The organism is Niallia taxi, assembly GCF_032818155.1.
Classification (GTDB): domain Bacteria; phylum Bacillota; class Bacilli; order Bacillales; family Cytobacillaceae; genus Niallia; species Niallia taxi_A.
Genome location: NZ_CP102590.1, coordinates 202689 through 228815, shown reverse-complemented (window position 1 = coordinate 228815; position 26127 = coordinate 202689). Strand labels below are relative to the sequence as shown.

Genomic DNA, 26127 nt, shown 5'->3' with positions numbered 1-26127 from the left:
TTAAATTTTACGTTTACTTTACTATCACTAGGGTAATATAAAAATAATCATGATTTACCGAAAATATATTTTATTACCTTCACTAAAAGCCTTCACCATTATGAGTGAAGGCTTTTAGTGTACATTCCTACTGTAGTAAATCGACAGCACTATACAAATAAATTTTCCAAACAGTTTCCTTTGCTGTAAACACACCATCAAGCTGTAAATGATTGTCTGCAGCATTCGTAATCGGTACTGCTGAAAATAAATAGCGGCCTCCCATTTCCCCAAATGGCTCCATATTTAACTCAAGATTATTTAACTTTTTTTTTCGAGGTCTTCGTATACATATAATTTGCCAAGCTCGTCTGTGAAAATATAGCATCGCCCTCCCCATTCTCATTCAAAATTGAATTATATCGCAGCTAGATCTACGATAGCATTTGCACTGACACCCTTTTGGCAATCTCGTATGTTCTCTCAGCTTATCTTAATTTTCTATATCACCTAAATTATCCCATATTCAATATACAATTAAGTTTTCAATTAAGTTTTTTTCATTTTGGTGCTGAAAATCCATGCTTGTCCTAATGTATATAACTATTTCAACTTTTGATTTCTGAATAAACTATTTAAGAATAATAACGAAGGAGGGATTTTTGTGAGTAGAAGACCATGGTTCTTAGGTGGAGGGAATAACGGAGGAGATTCGAATAAACGAAACGACTCCGATTCTCGCTCAGGGGATAGTGACAGCCGTTCTAATTCTAATGTAGATTTCGATGTTGATAATGATTTAAGAACAGACACAGAAGTGGATAATGATAACACTGTCAAAAACCTTGATAAAAACACGAATGTCGCGAAAGTAAGAGATTCTGGAAATGCGAAAATCGACTTAAACATTGATGTTCATTCCGATTCAAAAGCACGTGTGCAATCTCGTTCTCGTGCTAACGCTGATGCAGATCAAGACCAAGATAACGATCAAGACAATGACCAAGATCAAGACAGTTAAGCTATAATCAATGGATAAAAACGGGAATGCCTTGCCATTCTCGTTTTTTTGTACATAAAAAAATTTCATACCTTTCGTTCAACCCCTCTCTTTTCGGAAAACGTGATTTTCGAGGATGCTTGTGAAAAGAGACCAATAGCATAAACATAAATGATCCGCATTTAATAGGAATTCTGGCAAAATTTACACTACATTACTTAACGATGAAAGGAAATGATAATCGTCAAGGAGGTGAAACACAATGGCAAACAACAATAGCAGCAACGAACTATTAGTGCCAGGTGCTGAATCTGCACTTGAGCAAATGAAATATGAAATTGCACAAGAATTCGGTGTTCAGCTTGGTGCTGAAACAGTAGCTCGTGCCAACGGTTCAGTTGGTGGTGAGATCACAAAACGTCTTGTAGCAACAGCTCAATCACAATTAGCTGGTCAACAAGGTACAACTCGCTAATAATTTTCTAACTTAATATATGGCTTAGAGACTATCTGCTTGCAGGTAGTCTCTTACAATACAGAAATCAATCATGTAAGGGATTATAATTGTAATGGAGTTTTGGTAAAAAGCAGATATTATTTTCTAGAGCGTTACTTCTTCTATTTTTAACCTCTACACTTCCTTAACTTCTGGATTACCGTGTCGTTTACAGCCAAATAAATAGCAAGCTGTTTGTATTTGTGGCTCAAAGTGCAGTGGCTCCTTAATACCTTCAATTGCTGCATCTATCATTTTTTCGTACTCAATTTTATGTGTTTTAAGCTCTTTTATTTCTTCTTCCTTCTCTTTCTCGGTCCAATCATCAAAACACTCATCTCCAAAACCTTCTTCTAATTCTAACTGTTTTTCCTTGATTAAGCTTTCTACAATGTTTCTCGCCTTTTCTATTTCACCTGCCTGTACAAGGCAATAAATATACCTGCTTACCCAATAAGGCTCCTTGAAATATCCTTCCCAACCTTTATCGTACCAATGATTTGCCTTCTTAAACGAGTTAATTTCTGCATATAAATCTGCCAAATCTACTTCACCAACAAACTCCTCATCCTCTCTCGTAAATGTATCTAAAAGTAACTCAGCTCTATCATAACTGCCAAGCTCAATTAAGCATTTGACATGAGAGTATAATGCATAGTCAGAGCTTCCAGATGCTTTCAGAAAAAAAGCAGAAGCATTTGCTTTATCTCCGGCCTGGAAAAACGCAACACCTAAATTATTATATGCCTCTTTTGTAGACAGCATCTCCATTCCTCTTTTAAGAATCGGGATCGCTTTATCAGGTTTTTCTATTCTAATATATATTTCTCCGAGTAAATGATAAGGAAAGTGCGAATTTGGCTCCTTAACAATTGCCTCCTCCAGCAAAACAATAGCTTGAAGATAATCATCCTCCTCATAACAAAGCATCCAGGCTAGATTATGTAAAGACTGCACATTCCTTTCCTGCCTTACAGCTTCCTTAAATAGCAACAGTGCTTGATCCAACTCATTGTTTTCATATAATTCAATCGCCTTTGCATTAAGATTCATGTTAGTTCCTTTCCAATCAAATAAAGTAAATACTCTTTAAATGGATTATAGCATTTCTTCCACTTAAATTTTTTAGAAAGTCACATTCAATTGATATGTCATTGTTCACTAGTTTAAATTTCCATCTGCAAACAAACAAATCTTAACCGAATTTTATTCAATAACAATACATAGGCCTTTAGTAATTTTACGAAAAGTAAAAAAGCGCACCTAGTCGATGCGCTTCTACTAAAAATTATTTCAAGAAATTCTCTTTAAAGAATTCTAATTGATAATCTAAAGAAATTGGGTCATTGTAGATAAATTCGTATGCATTTGCTTCCATTACATGATTATTTTTCACAGCAGGAATTTCTTTATATACATCTGTTTCCTGGTATGAGTTATCTTGGTCGTTATATTTGCTGATTACTAAGTAATCGCCAACATATTCTGGAAGTACTTCAGAAGAAATTGTGTAATAGCCTTCCTTTTGAGCCATTTCTTTTACTTTATCAGGCATTTTCAAGCCCATTTGTTGATATAGTACTTCTGTTCCTCTGCCCCAGTTGTCGCCAAGAACATACATGCTCTTATCATAGCTTTCTAATACTGTAACAGTTGCGTCCTCACCGATTTTTGCTTTGACTTCTTCTCCTGCAGCTTTCGCGTCTGCTTTAAAGTTATCAAGCCATTCTTGTGCTTCTGTTTCTTTGTTCAAAAGCTTCCCGATTTCAAGATGCTGTGTCAAATAGTCGACTTTATTATATGTATACGAAACAGTTGGCGCGATTTTTCCAAGCTTATCAAGGTTTTTCGTTGTGCTTGCAGCAATAATCAAATCTGGTTTAAGCTCAGCGATTTTTTCGATATTCTCATCCGAAACAACTTCAACATCCTTATTTAGTTTTTCTTCATAGCGCGGGTTAGTCATTGTCCAAGAGTCAACCCCTACAAGGTTAACACCAAGTGCTAAAACATTACCTGCGTTTGTTAATGCAACTACTCTTTGTGGATCTGCTGGAACTTCAATTGGGCCATTTTCAGATTCATATGTAATAGTGTCAGATTCCTCTGCACCTTTAGCATCTTCTTCTGTTGATCCTGTTGTTTTGTTACCGCATGCACTGATGATTAATACGAGTAAAAGAATGAATGGTACAAGTAATTTCTTCAAAGTATGAGTCCCCTTTTATTTAATGTAATTGCCACAGATGTGGTTCTTTTTTTATAAACATATAGTGCTAAGATTGTTTTATGTCAGCCTCCTCATTACCACTCTTTTGTTTTTGTTGAGAATGATAATCATTTGCGAATGAAATAATCATAATATCGTTTTCCTTTTATGTCAATACTAATTGAATTCATTATGATAATTTTCTTCCATTATTGACAAAAAAAAATAACCGGCATCAAGCCAGTTATTTTTTGATATTATTCTACTAGAAAGGCTATTCCTATCTTAGAAAAATATTCTTTAGTTTTGCCATTGAAGTTTTCTTCTGATTTTTTTATAGAACCTGTAAGTATGTCTTATTATATCCAGTGCTTTAAAAGGAATTTTCATAGGGTATTTATATAAGGTTTTTTTATATATTTTATTATAAGCTTTTACTAAATCCTCCCATTTCTCATCTTTCCCTTGTTTATAAAAATCTGAGACATCCACAACATACCCTCTGCCATCCTTCATCATCACGTTCTTCCCGTGAATATCAAATGGATTTAAGCCTCTGCTTCTAGCATATTCCAGCGCTTCATTGATATCCTTAATAACTGTTTCAGGTATCCTTATTCCTTTTGCGAAAGCATTATACATGGTGATGCCTTCTAGCCTTTTTAATACAAGATAATTATTTCCCTCATAAATTAGATGAGAATAGCTCGGATGATTGCCTAATCTTCTGTATATATCTGCTTCCTTTTCTAAATTCTCTTTATCGACTATATTTATTTTAACGACTAGCTCTGGTTCTGTATAATGCATGAACACAGCCGCATAATTCCCAACTCCGATACATTTCCAGCCGATTGGAATATGCTCGGCCGTTACCGGGTTATGAGCTTTTTCGCTCCTTATGACTACTTTCTTTAAAAGCTCTGTTTCTATTAAATGAATAAATTTCTTCTTCATCATTCCCCTCCGCTACTTGCTATTTTATCATCTTTTCCTTATCGTTCCCTTAACTTGAACAGAGAAATTTTTACAAAGTGAAAAATAATAGAGTAGCTTATCAATCGAAATAATTGATGCACATAATCAAAAATATCTGCTTTTCCTCTTTACTTATTCCATATACAATATATAACTATAATCATTTGTTTAGGAGTGATGAACAATGTCCGTTGTAGTTATTTTTGGAGGAACACGTCCACAAGGCAATACAGAAATACTAACAGAAAAAGCGCTTACAAATATTACAGCAGAAAGAATTTATATAGGGGATTTTCATATTGAATCGATTTTGGATAAACGCCATGACGCTGCGGGATTTCATGATCGTAATGATGATTATAATTCCATTTTAGACCGTATTCTCCCTCATGATACTATTATATTCGCAACGCCCATCTATTGGTACAGTATGTCAGGAATAATGAAAAACTTTATTGATCGCTGGTCCCAAAGCCTAAGGGATGCTAATTATCCCAACTTCAAACAACAAATGTCTGCAAAAAAAGGATATGTCATCGCAGTTGGAGGCGATGCTCCACATATAAAGGGCCTGCCGATGATTCAGCAATTTCAGTTCATCTTTAGCTTTATTGGTATGGAATTTGCAGGCTACATTCTTGGTATCGGCAACAAACCTGGAGACATAATGGCTGATCAAAAGGCATTTTATGCTGCAGGTGAGCTTAATCAGCTACTAAAAACCATTGGTTAACAAAAAGACTGCAGATTAGTGCTGCAGTCTTTTTGTATATGCTATTCATGCAGTACTTTATATTGGAGCTCGACAAATTGGTTAAATGTTCTCGCGCTTTTTAAATGAAGATTAAGCTTGTAGTCTCCAGCTTTAAATAAAGGGATTCCATCGCCAATGACGGCAGGAGCAATGGTAACAATCAGCTCATCTACCAATCCTTTTTCCAAAAATGGATGAAGGATGTTTCCACCGCCAACCATCCAAATATTTTTGCCTTGCTTGCTTTTCAAGTCTTGCATAAACGAAACAATATCTCCTTGGACAAATTGAACATGCTCTGTTGCTTCTTTAGGTGTTCTTGAAAAAACATAACATTCTTTCCCTTTATACGGGAATTCACCTTTCTCCTGCTCCATTATCCAGTCATATGTACGTTTTCCAATCAGAATAGTGTCAACCGTGTTATAAAATTTTGAATAACCGTTGTCTCCTTCTCCTTCGACCTGGAACAGCCATTCCAAGGAATCATCCTTTGTGGCAATATATCCGTCCAAGCTTTGTGCAATGTATACAACTAGCTTTCGGTTTTCCATCGTGCCCTTAACCTCCTTGGTAAGAATATATGTTCTTATTTATTTATTATATATTATTTTAGTATTTCCTCAAAATTTTTCATCAAACAATACTGTATGAAAGAAGTTTACAAAAAAACCAAAACAGTAGATTATCTGTTTTGGTTTTAAACTTAGTAATATGTCAATGAGTCTAGAACTTCCTTCAAATCCATTTCAATACATGCCATGGAAGTATCTGCAGCTCCATAATACATTTTGATTATGTCTTGTTCTACCAGGACACCACATGAAAACACCACTCCGCCAAAAAATCCATCTGTTTCGTAGTCCGCCTCCGGTTCTACTAATGGGTATTTTGATCTAGCAATAACCTTTGCAGGATCATTAATGTCTAGTAAAACAGCACCCATACAGTAACGGTGATCTTCTGTTGCGCCGTGATACAACTCTAACCAGCCTTTATTTGTCCTGAATGGTACTGCACCTCCTCCAATTCTGCATGCATCCCACTTCCCTGCTCTAGTACCGAGTAAATGCTGGTGATTTCCCCAATGAAGTAAGTTTTCAGATTCAGCAATCCAAATTTCGGGTGATGCATTGCTACACGGAACCGGTCTGTGGAGTGCATAATACTTTCCATTTATCAATTCAGGAAATATAGCGACATCTTTATTTTCAGGTGCGAAAATCATCCCATGATATTGTATTTCTTTAAAATCCTTTGTTGATACCATTGCTTCGCCAACACCGACTTGGGATGCAGCACTATAGTAAATGTAATAGGTATCCTCTATTTTTGTTATCCGAGGATCTTCAATTCCTAATGACTCTAATTTATTAGATGGATAAATAAATGGCTCATTATCTATAGTAAAATGACGCCCATCTTTGCTGCGGGCAATTCTTAAATACGATAAAGAGGTTAAGTAGGACCACTTTTCTTGATTTTTTTTTCTTATTACGCGAGGATCTGAAAAATCATATTTTGAATCACTCTTAAAAAATTTATATATTTCCAGTGTACTTGTGCAAGAATTATAGACAGGTGCTTTTACAATATTAGGATCATCACATAACGGTCTTTCTGCAATCCGAACGAGCATTATTATCTCTGCTTGATACACTGTTATCCCCGCATTAAATGCACCTATTACTTCAAAGCCTTCATGATACGGCATTACATCATGGGGTGTTAGCAATGGATTTTGTTCGTATCGATAGATTTTCATCTCATAACCTCCTTAGGTTTCATATTGAAAAAAAGGGTCTGGAATCGTTATTTTTTGCGCTTCTACGTCACTAGTTCCTGCATACAAATCTGCTGTTTTATTAGGTTTTCGGATTAATCCCCCACTAAAAACTACATCTTGTAAATCCGCTCGTTTACATGGTCCTTTCTGAAAATTAGCCCTTGTTGCTATTATTTTCATATCTGAATAATAGCCAGTTTCAGGGTCAATCATAAACACCATCGGATAATAATGGCGATTTTTTTGTTTATCAAATCGGGCAACATGTCCTAATACACCAATTTTTCCGTTCGACAGCACTTGAGCCTCATTAACTCCACCCCATTCATTATCCACAAACTGATTTTCTAGCAATGGTGTATTTTCTATTTCGTCCACTGTTATTTTGTCTATGGAAGATAACCGTTTAAATCCTATTTTGCCTCTGCCGCCCTTTTCCCCTTGAGGCCTTGTAAACATACCGATAGAACCGTCTAGTAGTTCTACTAATCGTATATCCTTCATGCCATCAGGTCCTATCGCAAATTGTTCTAAGTTAGCTATTGTGCTACCTTTCATTAAAATAGTTCGCCAACCTAAAGAATGTTTCTTTGTTGGGTGAGGAAAAGTTTCGACTCCTCCGAATAGGAGCTCTCCGGCAATTTTAGTAACAAAAGGATCTTGAAGCTTAAATATTGGGGTATCTCTATTCTGTTTCCATACCCCATTTTCTTCCGTAAAGAAGTGTACTTCTGATTCCTCGCTGTCCCGTGACTCAACTCTTCCAGCAATGGTTCCTTTTCCGTCGTTCTTAAATGGTGCTGTTATATTGTATATATCCTTATGATTATCATTTGTAAATCTTAACTTTTCAGGATTAGTTGTCTGAGGATTATTCTGAAATGCTGTTAACAATTCTTTGCATGTTTGTATTTGTTGGTTCGTCATCGGTCGACTCCTCTATAATCATTTTGCAACCATTATTTTAATGTGAATTGCATACCCTCTTGAAATTTTTTCGTAAAGAAGAGGAACAGAATTATAATAGGTAACGTCAATAATACAGAAGCAGCATACATCGGTCCTGGATAACCGCCATACGGCCCAAACATTTGCGATAGCAGTACATTTAGTGTCAGCATATTATCACTCTTAATGACAAGCATATCCCATAATAATTCTGACCATCTTTCCATAAACAAGAACAGAAAAACAACCGTTGTAATTGATTTTGACATCGGCAGCACTACTTTCCACAGGATTTGCAGATGGCCTGCGCCGTCCAGCTTTGCTGCTTCTAAAAAAGTATCTGGAATTGCCCGGAAAAAGTTCGTATACATAAACACCGCCCATAAACTCATTGCTTTCGGAATAATCATCGCCCAATAAGTGTCATACAATCCTGCATTTTGAATAATCAAAAATGATGGTACTAACAAAATTATCGCTGGGAAAAACATTTGAAATAGGATGATGTTATCGACTGTTTTACGTCCTTTAAAGTTCATTTTAGCTAATGCATATGCAACAACAGCACCAGTGACCATCATGAGTGCAGTTGATCCTGCAGAAACAATGACACTATTGAAGAATGCACGTATCCATGGCCTTGGAACAGACACATCACCTCCACCGAACAGCCATTCATATGAGCGTAATGTGAGCTTAGTTGGCACCAAACTTTGGTCCACTTGATCCCACACGGCAAATGAACTCATCACCATATATAGATATGGAAAAACCATCATGCATAAAAGCACGCTTGCGACTATATAGCGGAGCAACATTCCCTTTCTATTAGACCCAACCATTGCGCTTTCCCCACATTTCTAATAGTTTTCTTATAACAAAGATGGATAAAAACGTAACAACAGAAGCAACAATTGCTATCGCAGATGCATAACCAGCCTGCAAATTTTTAAAGGCTTGTGTGAAGATTTCCATTTGCCACGTATTTGTTGCATAATCCGGTCCACCTCCGGTCAATTGATATACTTCCGTGAAGATTCCGAATGTAACACCAATAGACAAAATTATAACAGTATAAATTGCTGGATATAGCAGTGGCAGTGTTATCTTAAAGAAACGCTGCCAAGCATTCGCTCCATCGATTGCTGCTGCTTCATATATTTCAGCATTTATACTTTCAAATCCAGAGGTAAGTATTAACGCATAATAACCAGTGAACTTCCAAGCGATGATAACTGCGACGACACATAATGCAGCAAAAGGAGAACCAAGCCAATCAATATCCATTCCAAACTTTCCTCTGAGAGTTGTGTTAAGGGGACTATTATATGAAAGCAATCCTTTAACGATAAAGGATGACACAACTCCAGATGCTAAATACGGCAGGAAAAATCCGATTAGAAAGATACCTTTAAATTTTGGGAGTCCATGAACGATTGCAGCAACAATCATAGACATGACGATAACCAATGGCACAAACACAGCCATAAATTTAAAGGTAACAAGTAATGCTGCTTGTACACCAGGAGACCGGAACACATCGATGTAATTAGTAATCCCTTTAAAATTGTATTCTGGTGATATTAAGTTCCAATCAGTTGTTGATAAATAAAAGGACCATACTAACGGTATCGCAAAAAATAAGATGGCATAGAGGAGGTAAGGACTGGCAAACAGCCAGCCCACCCCATTTTGCTTTCTCAAATCAAAGCCCTCCCTCTATTGCCTTTTTCATGTCATTCCACCCGTTTTTTGGAGTATTTTTTCCTTTTACAATTGGATTGACAGCATGTTGGCCAATAAAGGTTTGCAGCTCATTATATTTTGGATTGTCTATTGATGGAATTCCAAATGGCACAGCATTTGCATACGGCTGCAGTGCAGGATTTTCACTGAAAAATGTTGTAAAAGCTTCATTTTCAGCTAAGTCGTCCCGTGCAGGAGGTAGATTTGTTTGTTCAAGCCACTTTAAATCGTGTTCAGGGTTTGCATATACCCAACTGATAAATTTCATTGCTGCATGTTTTTGTTGATCTGTTGCTGAAGCGTAGATAACTAATCCTTTAGTATCCGCAAATGTTCTTACATTTTCTGTATTCATATTATCTGGAACAGGCGGCGGTGCAAGTGTAAATGTTTCTCCGTACACCATTTTCGGAAACTTTTCTTCCCAGTATGTCAGCGTCCATGGACCAATGTCAGTGAAAATACCCACACCTGTTTCAAAAGGATCTGTTACTGTTTTTAATAAGTAGGCATTTTCTTTACGCAGATCATCCATGAAGGTCAATACCTGTAGTCCGGCCTTATCATCTGCAACTAGCTTGTTTCCTTCAATGAAGTTATTTCCTTCTGATGCAGCATCATACAGCATAAAGAAATCAAACCATCGTTTCCACGCTGTGGGATCTGCTAAGTCCGGCTTGGCCCACAAAAATTTATCAGGATACTTGGCCTTCAGCCTTTTTGTAGCTTCAAGCATTTCGCTATATGTTTTAGGAGCCTCATTTATTCCCAATTCTTTTAAAATATCCAGCCTCCAGCCAAATAGCATCGGATTAGAGTAAATAGGCAGTACATATTGATTTCCATCAGAGAACTCCCACGGTTCAACTGTTTCTGTCATGTTCCGATTTGTTAAAATGTCTTCCCATCCCTCTATTTCATTGAGAGGCACAAGCGCTTTACTTTCAGCAAGCTGTGCAGCAAATCCACGATTTATATTTTCAGACATAGTAGGAGCACTTTTCCCAGCAATAGCTGATTGTATGCTAGCTTCTGATGAGGGACTTTCTTTGATAGCGCTAACATTAATGTTAACCTTAGGATTTTCCTTTTCAAATTCCTTGGCCATTTCTTTCCAATATGCTTGCTGCGGAGGATTTGGTGCAGCCCAAAATTCTATCGTTGTGACTCCATTCTTATCAGAGTCTTTTTTGTCTCCCTTGCTGCAGCCTGCTAAAACCGATACCGAAACTGTTGCTGCCACCACTAAAGACACCGCTTTATTAAGTTTTTTCTTCATGATATCACCCCGTTCATATTTCATTACTTTTCCAGAAAACTTTTATGTGAAAGTCCTTTTCAGTAAGGTCAACCTCCTAATTACAAAACAAATTACTAGCTTTTAATTATAATTATTGTAACGTTACAACTAAAATTATTACATTATCCTTTAGATAATTCAACGCTATATTTGGACTACATATTTGATAAAAAACATAGTTAATTCAAACTAATAATAAGGATAAATGCCTTGCAGCATGACATTATTTTGTCATGTATGATAGTATTATGAATAATATTGTTTTCAATTAGTTAAAGGAATGAGTTTATGACAAAAAAAATTACGATGCAAGATATCGCAGACCAATTAAATATTTCAAAAAATTCCGTCTCGCAAGCATTAACAGGGAAGGCGGGAGTTAGTGAAAAAACACGGCATTTAGTAGAAGCAACTGCAAGAGAGCTAGGCTATGAATATTTGCCTCTTCGCAAAAATTATCATTATAACTCTGACCGCAAAACCATAAAAATTGCGCTTATTGCCTCTGATTATGCATTTTCACTTAAAGGCTTCTTCGGGGAAATTTATTTAAGTATGGAAAAAGAGATAACTAGTCAAAACAATAGCTTGATGATCCAATCGATAAGCAAAGAAGCCATTGAGTCCCTTGAGTTACCCTCCTTTATTCTTAATGGTGCAGTTGATGGAGTTTTAATCCTGTCACACTTGAGAACAGAATATATTCAAAAAATTATCTCTACAGGCATTCCTGCAGTGTTAGTTGATCATCATCATCCTCACATCAACGCTGATGCAGTATTAACAAATAATCGTTTCGGCGCCTTTATCGCTGTAGAACATTTAGTAAACTTGGGGCACAAGGAAATCGGCTTTGTTGGCAATATTTCCATTTCTCCAAGTTATTATGAAAGATTGGAAGGATTTCAGCTTGCATTAAGCCAATATGGACTAAATAAAGATGACAGTGTCATACTTACAGACATTGAGGAAGATGAGGACAGTGTTAAAGCAGCGATGAAACGAGTGTCTAAACAACCAACTGCCTGGTTTTGTGTTAATGATGGCTTAGGGTTTCTTGTCAGCTCGTATCTATTGCAATCTGGCTATAAAATCCCTAAACATATTTCTGTCTGTAATTTTGATAATGGGCAACTATCAAAGCTTGCCACACCGAAAATCACAACAATGGACATCGATCTTGAACTTTTCGGGAAAAGAGCGGTTGAACAGTTATTGTGGAGAATCAATAATAAAGAAACAGCCAATCAAGAAGTACTTCTGCCTGCCACACTGCTTGTAAGGGAGTCCACCGGGCCTGCCCCAAAATAAAAAACCAGCTTCAAAAAAGAAGCTGGTTTTATCATTACTCGTTAGTTTTCCAGTCAAACACAAAATCATCATCTGATAATGGTTCCACCTTCGTTGCTTTAACATAACCATTTCCTTTAACGGAAAAGAAGTCATGGTTTTTTGTATCTGTTTTCATTCCATTTTCAACAATTGGATTGATTGCTTCTGATGCAAAAACAGCTTCATAGCCAAGATTCATGCACGCTTTGTTGGCATTATAACGAATGAATTTATTAACCTCGTCTACTAAGCCGATTTTTTCGTACAAATCCTGCGTATAGCCTAACTCATTTTGGTAAAGTGTTTCGATTAGGTCAAGTCTTTCCTTAGCTGCACGCTCTTGTTCCTCGATTGTCAGTTGGCCGTATAGCTCTTGCGCTATTAAACCAACATAAACACCGTGAATACTTTCGTCGCGAATTATTAAGTTTATTATTTCGCCAGATGCTGTCAGCTTCCCTTGCCCTGCTAGGAACAATGGATAGAAGAATCCAGAATAAAATAAGAATGATTCCAAGTAAACAGAAGCAACTGTAGCCATGTACAAGTCATACTTGCTTACTTCTGGCTTGAACAGCTTCTGATAATATTCAGAGATAAGCTTGCCTTTTTTCTGCAATTGAGGATGATTGTGAACCCAATCAAATACTTGGTCAATCTCTTCCTCTGTAGCAAGCGTTGTAAAGATCGTAGAATAAGATTTCGCATGGATTTGCTCCATCATCCCCATGAAAGACAGTACGCCTTTACGCTGCAATCCGCTTACATGCATGCTGATCAGCGGCATTCCTTCTCCGCCCTGCTCTGTATCAAGCAATGTCAAACCGCCAAGCACTTTCATGTAAGTGTCTTGCTCTGTTGGCGACAATTCGCCCCAAGTATTTTTATCAGATGAAAGACTGATTTCTTCAGGCAGCCAAAACTGTCTCGTGTTTTGTGTATAAAACATTTGTGTGTAATCATCTTCATGCTGATTCCAGTTAACAGCATACTTAGTCATTTTCTTTCCCCCAGTGTACCCAAAAATAAAGGGGGAGACGCAGCTCCCCGTGTTCTATCATTAAACTGCACATGCGATACATTCGTCGATCGCCAAGTTACGTGTGCGTGTATAGTATAGTGATTTTAAGCCGATTTCATTTGCATAAATATAATAGCGTGCCAATTCCTTTGTAGAAACATCTGAGTTTACATAAAGAATTGTTGAGATACCTTGGTCAACATGCTCTTGTGCTGCCGCTATCAAATCCATAACCTTAAATTGGTTCATATCGAACGCTGATTTATAGAACCAGAAATTCGTTTCATCCATATAAGGCATTGGGTAATATGTCGTTGAGTTTGCGTATGTGCGTGACTCAATTTGGTTAACGACAGGCATTACAGATGCAGTAGCATTTTGGATATAACCAATAGATTGTGTCGGTGCAACGGCTAAACGGTAAGCGTTGTACATACCATATTCTTGTACTAAAGAAGCTAGTTCTGCCCAATCTTCACAAGTAGGAATATAGATACCTTCGAATAATTGCTTCGCTTTCTCCGTTTTTGGTGCATAGCTCACTTCTTTATATTTTGCAAAGTAAGTGCCTTTTGCATACTCAGATTTATCAAAGTCCATGAACGTTTCGTTTCGTTCTTTAGCAATCATCATGCTTTTTTCAATGGAGTAATAGTTCATCATCATAAAGAAGGTTGCAGTGAAGTCTCTTGCTTCATCAGACTCATAGCTGATGCGGTTTTTCGATAAGTATCCGTGCAGGTTCATCGCGCCTAACCCGATCGCATGCAGTTCTTCATTCGCTTTTTTAACAGATGGTGCGTTTTGCACATCTGAAATATCTGAAACGGTTGTTAAAGCTTCAATTCCAACATGAACAGAATCTCTGAACACATCACCAGGCTGCATCACATTAGGAATATTAAGCGAGCCTAAATTACAGTTTATATCACGGCGAATAATATCCTCTTGACCGTAATCGGTAATTTCAGAAGTTTCCTGAAGTTGGAAGATTTCTGTCCTCATCTTCAACTGAGCTCGTTACACTCAGTCCGTTTTTTAACTGCTATAGGTCATACCCTATAGAGGAGACTATATCATCACCCTCAGCTTGACCTGATGGGGTGCTCTGCTTTTCGATTTAAAGGATTTTACAGCTTATGCCATTCCACATAAGCAACCTACCACTTGGCTCTACTCTACTCGCTTCTTCACTGAAGTCTTTCATTCAGCTATGCTTTCGATAGTCGTTAGGCATTTACTTATCTTATTCTGTCAGAAAGTCTCTTATAGATAGAAGTCTTATCACTATCCATAGGACGCTTTCTGAAAACCTCCTCTTTCATCTTAAGAGAAGTAATACGATAAGATTTAGCACGGCAGGTTATCGCTATTGCTCTCACACAAATAGGACTTCCCCCGTTTAACAGAGTTATTCGACAGCCATTACTGACTGAAGGTGCTAGTTAAGTTAACACAAATTGCTCATTTTAATCTGGCCAATGTCTTTAAGCGCATGCGCTTTGTTTGCATTGGATTTGTTCATAAAGTATGGATAGCCTGATTCCAGCTGGATTTGGGCAATCTTTGTGATCATTTCGCGTGCTGTCATAGCGACACGTTTTTTCACGTTCGGATTTGCCACTAACTCGTCATACATTTCATCCATGCGCATATCATCTAAATGTACACCGTATTCTTTAAATACACTGAACGGTGCAAAAACATAAAAGTCTTTGTTTTCCTTCGCTAATTGGAAGAACTTATTTTCTACGATTAAACCGATGGACAGTGTTTGAATACGTGACTTTTCGTCGGCATTTATTTTTTTTGTATCCAAAAATTCTACAACATCCCAATGGAAGATGTTCAAGTAAGCAGCACCTGCACCCTTACGTTGACCAAGCTGGTTAGCGTAGGAGAATGTGTCTTCTAACAGCTTCATAACGGGCACAACGCCTGAAGCTGCATTATCGATGCCTTTGATTTGTTCATTACGTGCACGCAGCTTCGAAAGGTTAAGGGCAACACCGCCGCCTATTTTCGAAAGCTGACCTGATGTATTGATATTATGGAAGATGGAGTTTAAGGAATCGTCCATTTCCAATAGGAAACAGGATACCATTTCTCCGCGGCGGCTTCTGCCTGCATTCAAGAATGTTGGTGTAGCAGGCTGATAGCGCTGCTCAATCATTGCGATTGCGGTTTTCTTCGCCTTCGCAGCATCACCTTGTCCTAAAAATAGTGCAACGATGATAATGCGATCTTCGTATGTTTCTAAGTAGTTCTTTTTGTCATCTGTCTTCAAGGCATAATCTTTATAGAATTTCGAAATTGCCATATAAGACTGGAATTTAAATTCATAGTTATAAACAGCATTTGTGATGTCTTCAATGTCTGCTATGCTGTATTGGTCAAGCACTTGCGGATAATAAAAATCTTTTTCCACCATATAAGTAAATTTTTGTGCCACGGATTCAAAACGAATCAATTTCGGCTCAATCTCGGATACTAGAAATTCAGCAACTGCCTCCTTATCCTTCTCCAGACGGAAGAAACCTTTTTCGTTAAGCTGTGTCACTTCGTTGTTTAATTCTATGTGTCTCATAGCTAATATTTTGCACCCTTTCCCTAACTATCTCCACATCTTCGGGCATGCCGCTCATCTCAAACTTATGAAGAATCGGTACCCCGTACATATTTGATATCTTATTTGCACTTAAAGCAAAGTTTTGCCCCCAATTTTTATTACCACTCGATACGACTGCATAAAGATTGGTATGATTTGCCTTAAGGAAGTCTAATGTTGTTTGAGGAACCTGCCCCATCCCAGTTGTATAAGTTAATAGTATAAAAGGTTCATAGACTTTAAGTCCAGCCTTTAGTTCTATTAAATTATGTTCTGGTAACCCTAGTTTCTGGACAAAGCGGCGCACATTCCCGGTTTTACTGTCAAACACGATAAACAAAATTATTCCCTCCTTAAGATTTTTGATAGAATAGGGGCAAAAGCAATATTCTATCCTATACCCTTAAAACATACAAGGGCTACTAAATACAGATGTTTTTTATAAATATATCTCAATATGTTGTGTCTAAACACTATTCAACCCTTTTTTGGAACTAGAGTCAATAGAGTCTCTTTGAATTTTTTTGTCAACAAAATTACTCAAATTTTAACGATTTTCGATTTGAATTTACTCTAAAAAAATGCAAAAAGTCTGATGAGAGTAGTCCTCATTAGACTTTTTTTATACGAAAATATATTCTATTTATCTTTTCTTCCCACCAAATAACTTTATAAAACCTTCATACTTTTTTTACTTTTAAATTATAGGCTGACGAAATTCTCTATTTTTTGATTTGTGTCAAAATTCTACATACTGCAACTCTACCATCGCAAAGAAAAATGAACTGAGACTATTCACCCGTGATTAAATGAAAATCACAGACAATTATTTTTTTACTGTTCTTACTGACAATTTAAATACTTTACAAGGAAACAAAACTCAATATATGTACACACTAACTATATTTTTATGTTTGCAGTCATACTTGCAATTTAAATTCACATTGTTAGCAGTTTTCATTTTCTTTATCTCATTAACATTATAATTAAAATCTCCTTAACCAATAAAACATATGTCCTTATCAATCGCACGTTAAATAGAATTAAATTTATCCAAATACAGCTTCACCATTTTTTATGTACTCCTCCCCCATCCCTCCCTAGTATTGTATTAAGTTGCCGGTAACTTTCCTTAAAAAGTATAAACAATTAAAAAAACTTATTTCCCATATATATATAGGAAATAAAAATATTTTTTTTACATTCTTCATTCATTTGACTAAATCCTCTTTCTCTTTTATGATAGATATATAATATTTCGAATATCCCTAAAGGGGAGTAGCTTTTACAGCAAAGTCGTCATTACAGAGTGCAAACTCTCGGCTTTGTTGGCAACTGAAAAGTTGTTAGCAAGACCTTTACATGTGAATGTGTAAAGGTCTTTTATTATCCAAAAACCTTTACCGTCATCGGTGAAGGTTTTTTTGTTTTTATACAAAGGTGGACGAAAAATGAATAATAGTGAGGATGATTATTATGAAAAGACAACTAAAATTGAACTTGTATGAATTGATTAAAAAGAATAAGGAAGAGCTTCTAAAGGATAGAAGCCTAGTAGAAAAAATTGAAAAACGGGTGGAAGAAAAAATCATTAAACAAAACATTAACCTAAGTCATTAAGGAGGAGAACAGCAATATAAACAAGTTATCGAAATCTATAAAAATCTATTATATTATTAGAGTAGAAGACGTATAATTGGAGTGTGTAAGGCAACGATATTTGTTTGCTAACATTTCTTATTACAACAGACTTATCTTTTGATACAAACATAACATTTAAAACATAACCAACGCATTACAAACCCAAAACAATATCCTATTAAAAATAGGACTGGAGGATTATAGTTTGTTAACTTTATTGACTAATTTACTAAAAACTGGTGCCCCTTCTGTTGATCTTTCTTTATCAAAGGAATCAGCTGCTTACGGAGAGATAGTCAAAGGCCATTTCTTTATTCAAGGGGGACGTAAAAGCTGCAAAATTAAAAGATTGGAATGCACTTTAGTGAAGGAATATGAAAATGGTCATACAGAAACTGTAGAAGAGGTCACAACCATTCTGATGTCCAAAGTCATAAACAGTGAGGAGAAAGTCGAGCTTCCCTTTTCTTACTTGATTACAGATAAGCTTGAGCCAACCGCCGCAGATTTTACTTATAGACTGCACACTAATCTAGTTTTCGCAGAAAATATGACCAGAAAGGACCATGATGAATTAGTGATTGTCGATAATAAAGAATAACTTGTATGTACAAGAAAGGATGTGCCCATATAGGCACATCCTTTCTTTATTCCTCTTGTGACAGAAGCATAATAAAGCTCATTAACCTTTGAGCAATCTGTTCTGTTTGACCATCCTCATGATACCAAACATAAATTGGTTCTTCCATAAGACCATTGCTCGTTTTTAGGCATAATTTATCTCCTGTGCCATCTTCTCCAACAGCAATCCATCCTTCTGCAAGCCCTTCTTTTCGTGCTTCAATATTCTGTCTGACAATGTCGTCCCATGTCTTTTTTACATTTTTCCTAGCCTTAATGGGAAATAATAGCCAATCTCCAATTTCTGCATTATTAACCAGCTTATATAACTGATGAAATTGTACAGGAAAAGCTGCACCGAGCTTTTCTTCAGTAGCTCCTATGTCAATTTCATCTATTCCAGGCTTTTTTGTCATTATATGAGCTATTATTTCGTTCATTACTTGCTCCTTAATGCCTTTTTCAAAATACTTGATACAAACTCATTTTTACCTGCTGTATAAGCTTGACGGGTTTTTGATGTACTTGCCAAGTAATGCTTTAATTTGCCGTATTCATCTGCTTCCTTCTCATTTGAACGGAGATAATCGCGAAAGGCCAGATGTCTTGTCAATTCCTCACTGTCCTTTGTACAAACGTAAAGATGATGCTCCATCCAAATTTGGTTGTGTTTGTTAGCAGTCCACGGGACAAGGTCATCCCTTCGTCCGAAGGCTTCTCTCCCTTCAAAGCTCCAATCCTGTTGATGGTAGTAACCAATTGCGCCAAGAACAGCTACCACCTCTGGAAAAATGGCAATATTTTCAATAACAACATCTATATCTAAAATTGGTTTAGCACATAAGCCTTTAACAGAAGTGCTGCCAACATGCTCGATGCGAAGAATATCTTCCTTTAAGCTGTCCTTTAAAATCTGTTCCATTAATTTGTAGCAGACTTCCCAACTGTCGTTATATTCCTGAATTTCTATCATTGGCAAGCAACCTCACTTCCTATTAGCTGGCCCACTCCTCTGCCAAAACACCATACACAACATGGTCCACATAATGATCATAAAGCCATTCTGCCTTTCTAATGCAGCCTTCCTCCGTGAATTGCAGCTTTTCAGGAATACTTCTACTTTTTTTATTTCCTGATGCGGCTCTTACCTCGACTTTATTTAATTGTAACTCTTGAAAAGCATAATCAGTTAATGCTCTTACAACATTTATCATAATTCCATTTCCTTGATAGGCATGTCCTAACCAATAGCCGATATACGCTGTCTTATTTGACCAGTTAATACTGTTAAAGCTTGCTACTCCTACAATGTCCCCTTTAAAAAGAATCACAGTAGTCAAACTATTATTCTCTGAAAACCCCTTTAAACAAAACTTTATATAGTCCTTTGTATCCTTTACTTTCGTTGTTGTATCAAGCCATGGCAGCCATTCTCGTAAATAGCTTCTCGATTCTTCCGTTAACTCAAAAACACGGTCAGCATCGTTAAGCTGGATCAGCTTTAATGATAGGTCAGCATTGATTTTATGTAGGAACATCTTTTCCCCTCCTAATTGGCTTTTTTGTATTTTACCATAATGATAAATTCTTTGGAGCACGACCATAATAAAAAAGAACAAGGAGTTTTGCTGCCTTGATCTTCTCGACAATTTACGTTACATTTTCCTAGCCTTCACGATAAACCTATGCTGCCTAGCCTCGAAGTAACCATTTTTCTGGATATCTTGATGTATGTCAAATAATTTATGTTCGTATTTTGAAACACTAAAGCCAGGAACCTGCCAGGAAATTGCATGAAGATAATAAATCAATGCACCAATATCGTAAAAACGAGTAACTGGAAATTCCTCTTTCGCAAACAATATTTGAAAATCATGGTTTTCTAACTCTTCCGTCACTAATTGAAGGTTCCATTTAGAAAATTCACCATTTACAGGAACACCTAAGGCTTTATTTATTTCGGCACAATCAGATCCACCAACCTGCTGTGTTAAAAAAACTCCGTGCTTATTTAATATTCTTCTCAGCTCAAAAGGAGAATAGGATTCATGTCTGTTAAGTATAAGGCTAAATTGATTATCAGCAAATGGCAGATTATTATCTTCTTCAATAAAGGTAACTTGAACACCGAATGTAGCAATCGCTTCTTAGCAATTGCTACATTCGGTTCATAGCCTTCTGTTGCGAAAACGCTTGCAGATAATGGGTAAAGCAATGATAAAAATTCACCGCCGCCTGTACCCATATCAAGCATACAATCCGTATTGCGAGTGAGCGGTATTGCCATACTTCCATACGACCATGAAAGCACACTGCTGGAGGTACGCCCTGTTTCGCTCAAAAAGGAGAGATCCCAGCCCTTGAAAGCACGATTTCCATCCTTAATAAAGTCATAAAAAGCCTGATCCTTTTCCATTATTGTCTCCCTTCAAATTTTCTGATCCGGAAAATTTAATAGTCATTCTGCTGCATCTTTTTTGGTGCTTCATATAATATTTCATTTTCCTTCTAGCTCTATATATATGTATGAAACTATTCTACATAAATGGTAACTCCCTACATTTATTCTTCATAAAAAATCTATTTCCTCTTATCTGTACGAACCGAAATAATATTAGCAGCTTGCCCGTATTCGAGCCTGACAGTTTTTCTTGCAGCAACAGGCGTCCTTGCTGTAATTGGCAATACAAGCTTCTCTCCGTTTTTCTCCAGTTCCACAAAAAAACATTTCGCTCCACATTTCATTAGATGCACTCCTAAACCTATTTTGTGAATAAATTATACGCTACTCCTTAAACAAAACAAAAGGGAGATGCTTTAGATAGCCACTCCCTATTTCCTATTCCTTGCTTATTGCACCTAAGCCTTCTAGTAATACCTTTGCATCGCCATTTAAATAACTTCTGGCTGCTTTTTTCAATAATGTTTGTTCATTACCTTGAATGAGCAGCTTTAAGCCTCTAACATCAAACTTGGAAGCATATGAATTGATAGAATTATAGATAGCTAACTCGTGCCGGGTTGGATGCTGATAACCTGATTCAATGGAATCTGTAATAAACTTCAACAGTTCTCTGCCGTTTTTCTTTAATTTTCTTTCGTTTTTCCTCAAATAATCTATATTATCTTCCATTAGCTTTCTTGCAGTTACTAAATCCAGTTCTTCTACCTTAGCATTAACCGTTTCAATTAGTTGCTCAACATACATGTGAAAACCCCTTCCTATACACTAATATCGGAATGAACTTTCCCTATTTCCACGTAGGAAAGACCTATTTTTTCAAAATAAACTATATTTTTGAAAAAGCTTTTTTGAGCAATGAATTTCCTTTTTTAGGATGTTTACATTATTTGTGGTTGTTCTTCCGTTTCTTTAATACTAAAATGAAAGAAGTGGACTTAAATTCAGTCCTAAAACAGATCGATATATGAAAGAGGAGGCGCATCAGCTTGGGCTTGGACAAAAAGGAAAGTGGCTATAGATGGATCGTATTTAGCGCCGTCTTGTTTGCCTATTTCTTAATCGTAAGTCAAAGAACTGCTCCAGGACTTATTACGGAGCAAATCATGAATGATTTTCATATTTCAGCCTCAACAGTTGGAATGATAAGCAGTATTCAATTTTTAGCATATGCAGGATTGCAAATTCCTGTTGGCCTATTATCAGATCGCTTTGGACCAAACCGATTTCTAATCGTTGGTACTTTGCTAACAGGACTCGGAAGTCTTTTTTATAGTATCGCACCTAATGAATATGTACTAATCACATCCCGTTTTATAGTTGGAGTTGGGGATGCTGCTATTTTTGTAAACTTAGTACTAATACTTAATGAATGGTTTAAAGGAAATGAATTTGTTAAATTGATGGGGATCGTTGCACTTATCGGCGGTATTGGATCGTTATCTGCGACACTGCCTTTTTCCTTGTGGATTACGAATGCTGGCTGGAGAATTCCTTTTTTAAGCGTCAGCATCATGTTGATTTTGTTCTCGTTCGTGCTTCATTTCGTATTAATCTCCAAGTCTAGAAGAATATTCAAACAAAATACTCCATCAAATCCGGATAAGCCTGTTAGAAGGGAAAGTGTCTGGAATATTCTCCGGCGTGTTGTAACTACCCGACAAGCTTGGGCCACCTTTCTTTGTCACTTTGGCGTAGTCGGAACGTATGTTGGCTTTATCGGTTCATGGGCTGTACCTTATGGCATGAATGTCTTTGATTTAACACGCTCTAGTGCGAGTCAAATTGTGATGTACGCATTAGTCGGGACAATGATTGGAGGACCATTCCTTGGCTGGATTTCCAGCAGAACCGGTCAAATAAAAAAAACTTATACAATTGTCCATCTAATTGTCATTATTGGCTGGGTTGGATTATTCAGCTTAAACACAAGCCCGCCTTTCTTAATGGTACTGTTTATGCTCTTCATCTTAGGATTTGGTAATGGCGCAAGTGCCTTAACATTTGCCATTGTGCGCAAGTCGTTCCCAATTGAAGAAGTAGGTGTTGTAACAGGTTTCGCGAATATGGGTGGTTTTTTAAGTGCTGTGTTATTGCCAATCTTTTTTGGTCATGTATTAGACTTCTTTCCGAAGGAGTCAATCAGTCTAGGCTATCATTACGGCTTTATCGTTCCAGTTATATTCTCATTATTCGGCCTTGTAGGCATACTATTAGCGAAGGAAGAGAAGGTTGCTGGCAGTAAAAAGGTTTTAAAAACCTCATAACAACGCGTAAAGGGGACTCCGAATGGGCTCCCCTTTTTTATTCTGGTTTAATCTCATTAAATTTGCATTTATAAACAAAGAAGTGGCTCAACAAATAAAAAACCGTCAGAATAATAAAGGAATACGTATACTGCCATTGGAGCTTTTTATATAAATCAATCATACTAAGCAACGGTAAGCCTATAAATGAACCAAAAGCTCCAAACCCTATAGCTTTAATAAATGGGTTTATCCTTGGCTTATATTGCAATAATAACATGACAACAACAGGCAACACCGAAAGCCGAAAGGAAAAATTAATCGTTGCAACCGGTAAAACCTTTATTGGATAGGACCAGCTTCCAAACATTACTCCAACCGTATCCAGTATTTCTGACATAACCATTACCAATAAGCCAGCAGCAAATAATCTACCTGAACTATTTTTATCACGAATAATGAGCCACACTGACCATGGGATAATAATCATGCCAACGGCGATCCACCACTGCCATGTAAATAAAAATGCGTGAAGGATTGCATCCACAATCATACTATTTCCTTCTGTAATTTTATCGTTAGCTTCATCAATAAGCCGCAAACCTTCTTGATATTTCATAGTATCCACCTTTAATAATTACTCATGATTTTGTGTTTGGAAGCTCTGATTTACTTTGCAATCTCAAGAAGAATTCCACTATTCCTTTTGACACAATTGTTATTAGTACATAGCCTAAGAAAATATAAAAGTAATTAGTTCCCTTACTTAAATAGAACAAATGAATTTCCACAAAAAATGGCTTTAACAAAAATGAAATAAGGGCAATTAGTAATAAGGAATGCAGGTAAAAGTTAGCCTTCTTTTTGAGCGTATATTGGTACATAAAGATAAAGAGAACAGGAACTAACGAACTGTCCATCCCAAAATGAATCGGAAGTGTGGGAATTGCTTTATACGGGTATCCGATATAATTGGCTCTTGTAGCCATACTATCGATATAAGCTGTCCACACATGTATATTAAATCCAAAGAAAAGCAATAAAAACAATCTTTTCCGATCAATAAATAAGCAAAGTATGATTAATGGCAGGATAATCATTAATACATTAAACCAAAATTGCCATGTATTAAAAGCAGAATACTCTAGCCAATATTCATTCCAAAGATCGAAGACTGCTTCTTGCGCCTCCTTTATTTCTTCATATTTCCTGGCTTGCTCTGTTAATATTACTGACATATTCTCCCTCCCTTTTTTCGCCAATATTCACATTTAAAAATTAAGAGTACTTTTATTATGCTACAGTGTGATTTCTCATATTCTTTTCCGTTTGTTTTTAGTTTCGACAACAAAAAAAGCTGCCAAACAAATGGCAGCTTTTACTTGTCTATAAGTGCAATACATGCATGATAAGAAACACTAATGGAGGAATCAGCAATGATGGCAAAAGATTAAGGGTATTGCATTTTTTTATTCCTAATATGCTTAGGCCTGAAGCGAGAATTAATATCCCCCCCACAATGGTAATTTCATTTAGTAGGGCATTGCTTAAGGAGTTTTCCATTAAGAGTGCTATTAAGTAAATGGAGCCTTGCCAGCAAAAAAGGACAATAGCAGCAACTGCTATGCCAATTCCAAATGTTGAGGCTAAAACAATGGATGTGATGCCGTCTAACATACCGTTTGCAAGCAAGTAAGTATAATCCCCTTTAAGTGCTGCTTCTACAGGTCCTAAAATAGACAATGATCCTATACAAAATAATAATATGGCTGTCGATAATCCTTCTGCTAAATTTCCTTTTGAATATTTATTGACTAAGGCATTGAATCTTGTTTCTAATTCAAGCTTTTGACCGATAATTCCTCCAATTGCAAGACTGACAATAAAGAGAACTGGATATTCACTTGAAGGTAAATGCTGAACGATAGCATTTATGCCTAATCCCATTGCAACTAACCCCATCGCCTGCATGAGAATGGAATGGTATTCATCCTTTATCCCTTTTTTAAAAATGCTGCCGATAATACTGCCTGCTATAATCATTCCGACATTGAAAAACGTTCCAAACATGTCTTTTCCCCTTTCAAACTTTAATGAACCTAAAATTAAAAATAAACCCTCAAGTAACTAGAGGGTCAAGAAAAAAATTATCTTTTATATGGCAGCAATATTTCTGTTACATATTTTTCCACGTCATTTGTTAACCCAGAGTCAATGATGGTAATTTCAATTGAATCACCAATAAGTTTGTAATCGCAATCCTTTATATAAGTAAGTAATCTTTTATAATGATGGGCAGCTTCCATATGGGTACCTTTAAAGCGAATTCTAAGATACTCTCTCGCAGGTATCGTTATTGAGTCAGAATCGATTTGATCTCCCTCCTCTAAAACCATAAACACACTTGAATATGTAGAAAAGTTGGCAGCTTCTAATTGAGGCATAGAAATAGATATTCCTATCTTCCCTAAAAACACACCCCCGTTTATGCCGAAATTACTTCTTAGTTCTGTTATAGGGTGCTCAAGATCTTCCCCAAGCACATATTGATGTCTTAAGTAAGCTAATCGCATCTCAGGCAGCTTTATCTCCGTAATCTCGTCAAGTGGTGTATGGACAGCATCTTCTATCTGCATAATTCGATGAGAGATTTTTTTTTCAATTATCTCCAGATCTCTTTTTTTCTTTGCCACTTCATCCTGTTGTTCTTTTAGCATGCTAACAAGCGAATCAATATCTCGAAGTGTAAAAAAATCGATAATTTTGCTTATAGGTAAATCCAATGCTCTTAAGTATTTAATTGAATTTAACCGTTCAAATTGCTGTGTCGAATAATAACGGTAGTTTGTTTTTTCATCTATATAGGCTGGATGCAGTAACCCTATTTCATCATAATAACGGAGTGTCGCCACTTTAATATCAAACAGTTTGGACACTTCGCCAATTGTAAAATAATCCTTCATAAAGATACCCCTTTACTGTTAATCCTAAAAAAACTGCA

At 36.5% G+C, this 26127-nt stretch carries 27 protein-coding genes and 4 pseudogenes; 7 read left to right on the top strand and 24 right to left on the bottom strand.

Annotation, left to right across the window (positions count from 1 at the left end):
- Window positions 1–127 precede the first annotated feature (127 nt).
- A pseudogene (locus NQZ71_RS20320) lies at window positions 128–381 on the bottom strand (DUF6044 family protein); the annotation flags it as partial.
- A gap of 262 nt (window positions 382–643) precedes the next feature.
- Between NQZ71_RS20320 and NQZ71_RS20315 the strand changes: the two are divergent.
- Both NQZ71_RS20315 and NQZ71_RS20310 read left to right on the top strand, forming a co-directional pair.
- A complete protein-coding gene (locus NQZ71_RS20315) occupies window positions 644–1000 on the top strand; it encodes a hypothetical protein (protein ID WP_317012226.1) in 357 nt (118 codons plus the stop codon).
- Window positions 1001–1241: 241 nt separating this feature from the next.
- Window positions 1242–1454 carry an alpha/beta-type small acid-soluble spore protein gene (locus NQZ71_RS20310; RefSeq protein ID WP_127740449.1) on the top strand — a complete coding sequence of 71 codons (213 nt, stop codon included), beginning with the start codon at window positions 1242–1244 and terminating at the stop codon, window positions 1452–1454.
- A gap of 156 nt (window positions 1455–1610) precedes the next feature.
- On the opposite strand, the gene NQZ71_RS20305 is transcribed toward NQZ71_RS20310, so the two are convergent.
- The 3 genes from NQZ71_RS20305 to NQZ71_RS20295 form a co-directional block, all read right to left on the bottom strand.
- Window positions 1611–2528: a tetratricopeptide repeat protein gene (locus tag NQZ71_RS20305; protein ID WP_317012224.1), complete on the bottom strand. Its 918-nt coding sequence runs from the start codon at window positions 2526–2528 to the stop codon at window positions 1611–1613.
- A 235-nt stretch (window positions 2529–2763) separates the two neighbouring features.
- Window positions 2764–3684, bottom strand: a complete 921-nt coding sequence (locus tag NQZ71_RS20300; protein WP_260054697.1) for an iron-hydroxamate ABC transporter substrate-binding protein — start codon at window positions 3682–3684, stop codon at window positions 2764–2766.
- Between the two features lie 300 nt (window positions 3685–3984).
- Window positions 3985–4644 (bottom strand): serine/threonine protein kinase, encoded by a 660-nt coding sequence (locus NQZ71_RS20295; RefSeq protein ID WP_144454560.1) that lies wholly within the window; start codon window positions 4642–4644, stop codon window positions 3985–3987.
- A 202-nt stretch (window positions 4645–4846) separates the two neighbouring features.
- Between NQZ71_RS20295 and NQZ71_RS20290 the strand changes: the two genes are divergently transcribed.
- Entirely contained in the window at window positions 4847–5395 is a 549-nt protein-coding gene (locus NQZ71_RS20290) for a flavodoxin family protein (protein ID WP_317012222.1), read from the top strand.
- A gap of 41 nt (window positions 5396–5436) precedes the next feature.
- On the opposite strand, the gene NQZ71_RS20285 is transcribed toward NQZ71_RS20290, so the two are convergent.
- The 6 genes from NQZ71_RS20285 to NQZ71_RS20260 all read right to left on the bottom strand — a co-directional run bounded on the left by NQZ71_RS20285 (window position 5437) and on the right by NQZ71_RS20260 (window position 11175).
- Complete coding sequence (locus NQZ71_RS20285; RefSeq protein ID WP_317012221.1) at window positions 5437–5970, bottom strand: dihydrofolate reductase family protein; 534 nt, start codon at window positions 5968–5970, stop codon at window positions 5437–5439.
- A gap of 152 nt (window positions 5971–6122) precedes the next feature.
- Complete coding sequence (locus tag NQZ71_RS20280; RefSeq protein ID WP_317012220.1) at window positions 6123–7181, bottom strand: BtaManbiosPhlase; 1059 nt, start codon at window positions 7179–7181, stop codon at window positions 6123–6125.
- 12 nt (window positions 7182–7193) lie between these two features.
- Complete coding sequence (locus NQZ71_RS20275) at window positions 7194–8129, bottom strand: DUF1861 family protein (protein WP_317012219.1); 936 nt, start codon at window positions 8127–8129, stop codon at window positions 7194–7196.
- Window positions 8130–8161: 32 nt separating this feature from the next.
- Entirely contained in the window at window positions 8162–8992 is an 831-nt protein-coding gene (locus NQZ71_RS20270; protein WP_317012217.1) for a carbohydrate ABC transporter permease, read from the bottom strand.
- Window positions 8979–9854: a carbohydrate ABC transporter permease gene (locus NQZ71_RS20265; RefSeq protein ID WP_317012216.1), complete on the bottom strand. Its 876-nt coding sequence runs from the start codon at window positions 9852–9854 to the stop codon at window positions 8979–8981. Before NQZ71_RS20265 ends, NQZ71_RS20270 begins: the two co-directional genes overlap by 14 nt.
- 1 nt (window position 9855) lies before the next feature.
- A complete protein-coding gene (locus tag NQZ71_RS20260) occupies window positions 9856–11175 on the bottom strand; it encodes an ABC transporter substrate-binding protein (RefSeq protein ID WP_317012215.1) in 1320 nt (439 codons plus the stop codon).
- A 309-nt stretch (window positions 11176–11484) separates the two neighbouring features.
- On the opposite strand from NQZ71_RS20260, the gene NQZ71_RS20255 reads away from it, so the two are divergent.
- Window positions 11485–12507 (top strand): LacI family DNA-binding transcriptional regulator, encoded by a 1023-nt coding sequence (locus NQZ71_RS20255; protein WP_260054705.1) that lies wholly within the window; start codon window positions 11485–11487, stop codon window positions 12505–12507.
- A 34-nt stretch (window positions 12508–12541) separates the two neighbouring features.
- On the opposite strand, the gene nrdF is transcribed toward NQZ71_RS20255, so the two are convergent.
- The 4 genes and pseudogenes from nrdF to nrdI all read right to left on the bottom strand — a co-directional run bounded on the left by nrdF (window position 12542) and on the right by nrdI (window position 16497).
- Window positions 12542–13528: a class 1b ribonucleoside-diphosphate reductase subunit beta gene (nrdF, locus tag NQZ71_RS20250; RefSeq protein WP_127740427.1), complete on the bottom strand. Its 987-nt coding sequence runs from the start codon at window positions 13526–13528 to the stop codon at window positions 12542–12544.
- A 60-nt stretch (window positions 13529–13588) separates the two neighbouring features.
- A pseudogene (locus tag NQZ71_RS20245) lies at window positions 13589–14548 on the bottom strand (ribonucleotide-diphosphate reductase subunit alpha); the annotation flags it as partial.
- A 454-nt stretch (window positions 14549–15002) separates the two neighbouring features.
- Window positions 15003–16136: pseudogene (locus NQZ71_RS20240) on the bottom strand (ribonucleotide reductase N-terminal alpha domain-containing protein); the annotation flags it as partial.
- Window positions 16096–16497 (bottom strand): class Ib ribonucleoside-diphosphate reductase assembly flavoprotein NrdI, encoded by a 402-nt coding sequence (gene nrdI, locus NQZ71_RS20235; RefSeq protein ID WP_127740423.1) that lies wholly within the window; start codon window positions 16495–16497, stop codon window positions 16096–16098. The gene nrdI and the pseudogene NQZ71_RS20240, both read right to left, overlap by 41 nt.
- A 1136-nt stretch (window positions 16498–17633) precedes the next feature.
- On the opposite strand from nrdI, the gene NQZ71_RS20230 reads away from it, so the two are divergent.
- Window positions 17634–17777: an FbpB family small basic protein gene (locus tag NQZ71_RS20230; RefSeq protein WP_260054707.1), complete on the top strand. Its 144-nt coding sequence runs from the start codon at window positions 17634–17636 to the stop codon at window positions 17775–17777.
- A gap of 226 nt (window positions 17778–18003) precedes the next feature.
- A complete protein-coding gene (locus tag NQZ71_RS20225) occupies window positions 18004–18399 on the top strand; it encodes a sporulation protein (RefSeq protein ID WP_317012214.1) in 396 nt (131 codons plus the stop codon).
- Window positions 18400–18445: 46 nt separating this feature from the next.
- On the opposite strand, the gene NQZ71_RS20220 is transcribed toward NQZ71_RS20225, so the two are convergent.
- The 6 genes and pseudogenes from NQZ71_RS20220 to NQZ71_RS20195 all read right to left on the bottom strand — a co-directional run bounded on the left by NQZ71_RS20220 (window position 18446) and on the right by NQZ71_RS20195 (window position 21627).
- Window positions 18446–18859, bottom strand: coding sequence for an SMI1/KNR4 family protein (locus NQZ71_RS20220; protein ID WP_317012213.1), 414 nt, complete (start codon window positions 18857–18859; stop codon window positions 18446–18448).
- Window positions 18859–19392, bottom strand: coding sequence for a GrpB family protein (locus tag NQZ71_RS20215; protein WP_144454573.1), 534 nt, complete (start codon window positions 19390–19392; stop codon window positions 18859–18861). Before NQZ71_RS20215 ends, NQZ71_RS20220 begins: the two co-directional genes overlap by 1 nt.
- A gap of 22 nt (window positions 19393–19414) precedes the next feature.
- On the bottom strand, window positions 19415–19957 hold the full coding sequence (locus NQZ71_RS20210; protein ID WP_317012211.1) for a GNAT family N-acetyltransferase: 543 nt from the start codon (window positions 19955–19957) through the stop codon (window positions 19415–19417).
- 117 nt (window positions 19958–20074) lie between these two features.
- Window positions 20075–20835 (bottom strand): annotated as a pseudogene (locus NQZ71_RS20205) (class I SAM-dependent methyltransferase).
- Between the two features lie 164 nt (window positions 20836–20999).
- On the bottom strand, window positions 21000–21164 hold the full coding sequence (locus NQZ71_RS20200; RefSeq protein ID WP_186304001.1) for a hypothetical protein: 165 nt from the start codon (window positions 21162–21164) through the stop codon (window positions 21000–21002).
- Between the two features lie 94 nt (window positions 21165–21258).
- On the bottom strand, window positions 21259–21627 hold the full coding sequence (locus NQZ71_RS20195; RefSeq protein WP_144454576.1) for a hypothetical protein: 369 nt from the start codon (window positions 21625–21627) through the stop codon (window positions 21259–21261).
- A 248-nt stretch (window positions 21628–21875) separates the two neighbouring features.
- Between NQZ71_RS20195 and NQZ71_RS20190 the strand changes: the two genes are divergently transcribed.
- Window positions 21876–23147, top strand: coding sequence for an MFS transporter (locus tag NQZ71_RS20190; protein WP_260054736.1), 1272 nt, complete (start codon window positions 21876–21878; stop codon window positions 23145–23147).
- A gap of 37 nt (window positions 23148–23184) precedes the next feature.
- Here NQZ71_RS20190 and NQZ71_RS20185 read toward each other — a convergent pair whose 3' ends face one another.
- The 4 genes from NQZ71_RS20185 to NQZ71_RS20170 all read right to left on the bottom strand — a co-directional run bounded on the left by NQZ71_RS20185 (window position 23185) and on the right by NQZ71_RS20170 (window position 26089).
- On the bottom strand, window positions 23185–23745 hold the full coding sequence (locus NQZ71_RS20185) for a CBO0543 family protein (RefSeq protein WP_317012209.1): 561 nt from the start codon (window positions 23743–23745) through the stop codon (window positions 23185–23187).
- Window positions 23746–23767: 22 nt separating this feature from the next.
- Entirely contained in the window at window positions 23768–24364 is a 597-nt protein-coding gene (locus NQZ71_RS20180) for a CBO0543 family protein (RefSeq protein ID WP_275007162.1), read from the bottom strand.
- A gap of 148 nt (window positions 24365–24512) precedes the next feature.
- A complete protein-coding gene (locus tag NQZ71_RS20175) occupies window positions 24513–25196 on the bottom strand; it encodes a DUF554 domain-containing protein (protein ID WP_317012208.1) in 684 nt (227 codons plus the stop codon).
- A 77-nt stretch (window positions 25197–25273) separates the two neighbouring features.
- On the bottom strand, window positions 25274–26089 hold the full coding sequence (locus tag NQZ71_RS20170; RefSeq protein ID WP_317012207.1) for a MerR family transcriptional regulator: 816 nt from the start codon (window positions 26087–26089) through the stop codon (window positions 25274–25276).
- Window positions 26090–26127 lie beyond the last annotated feature (38 nt).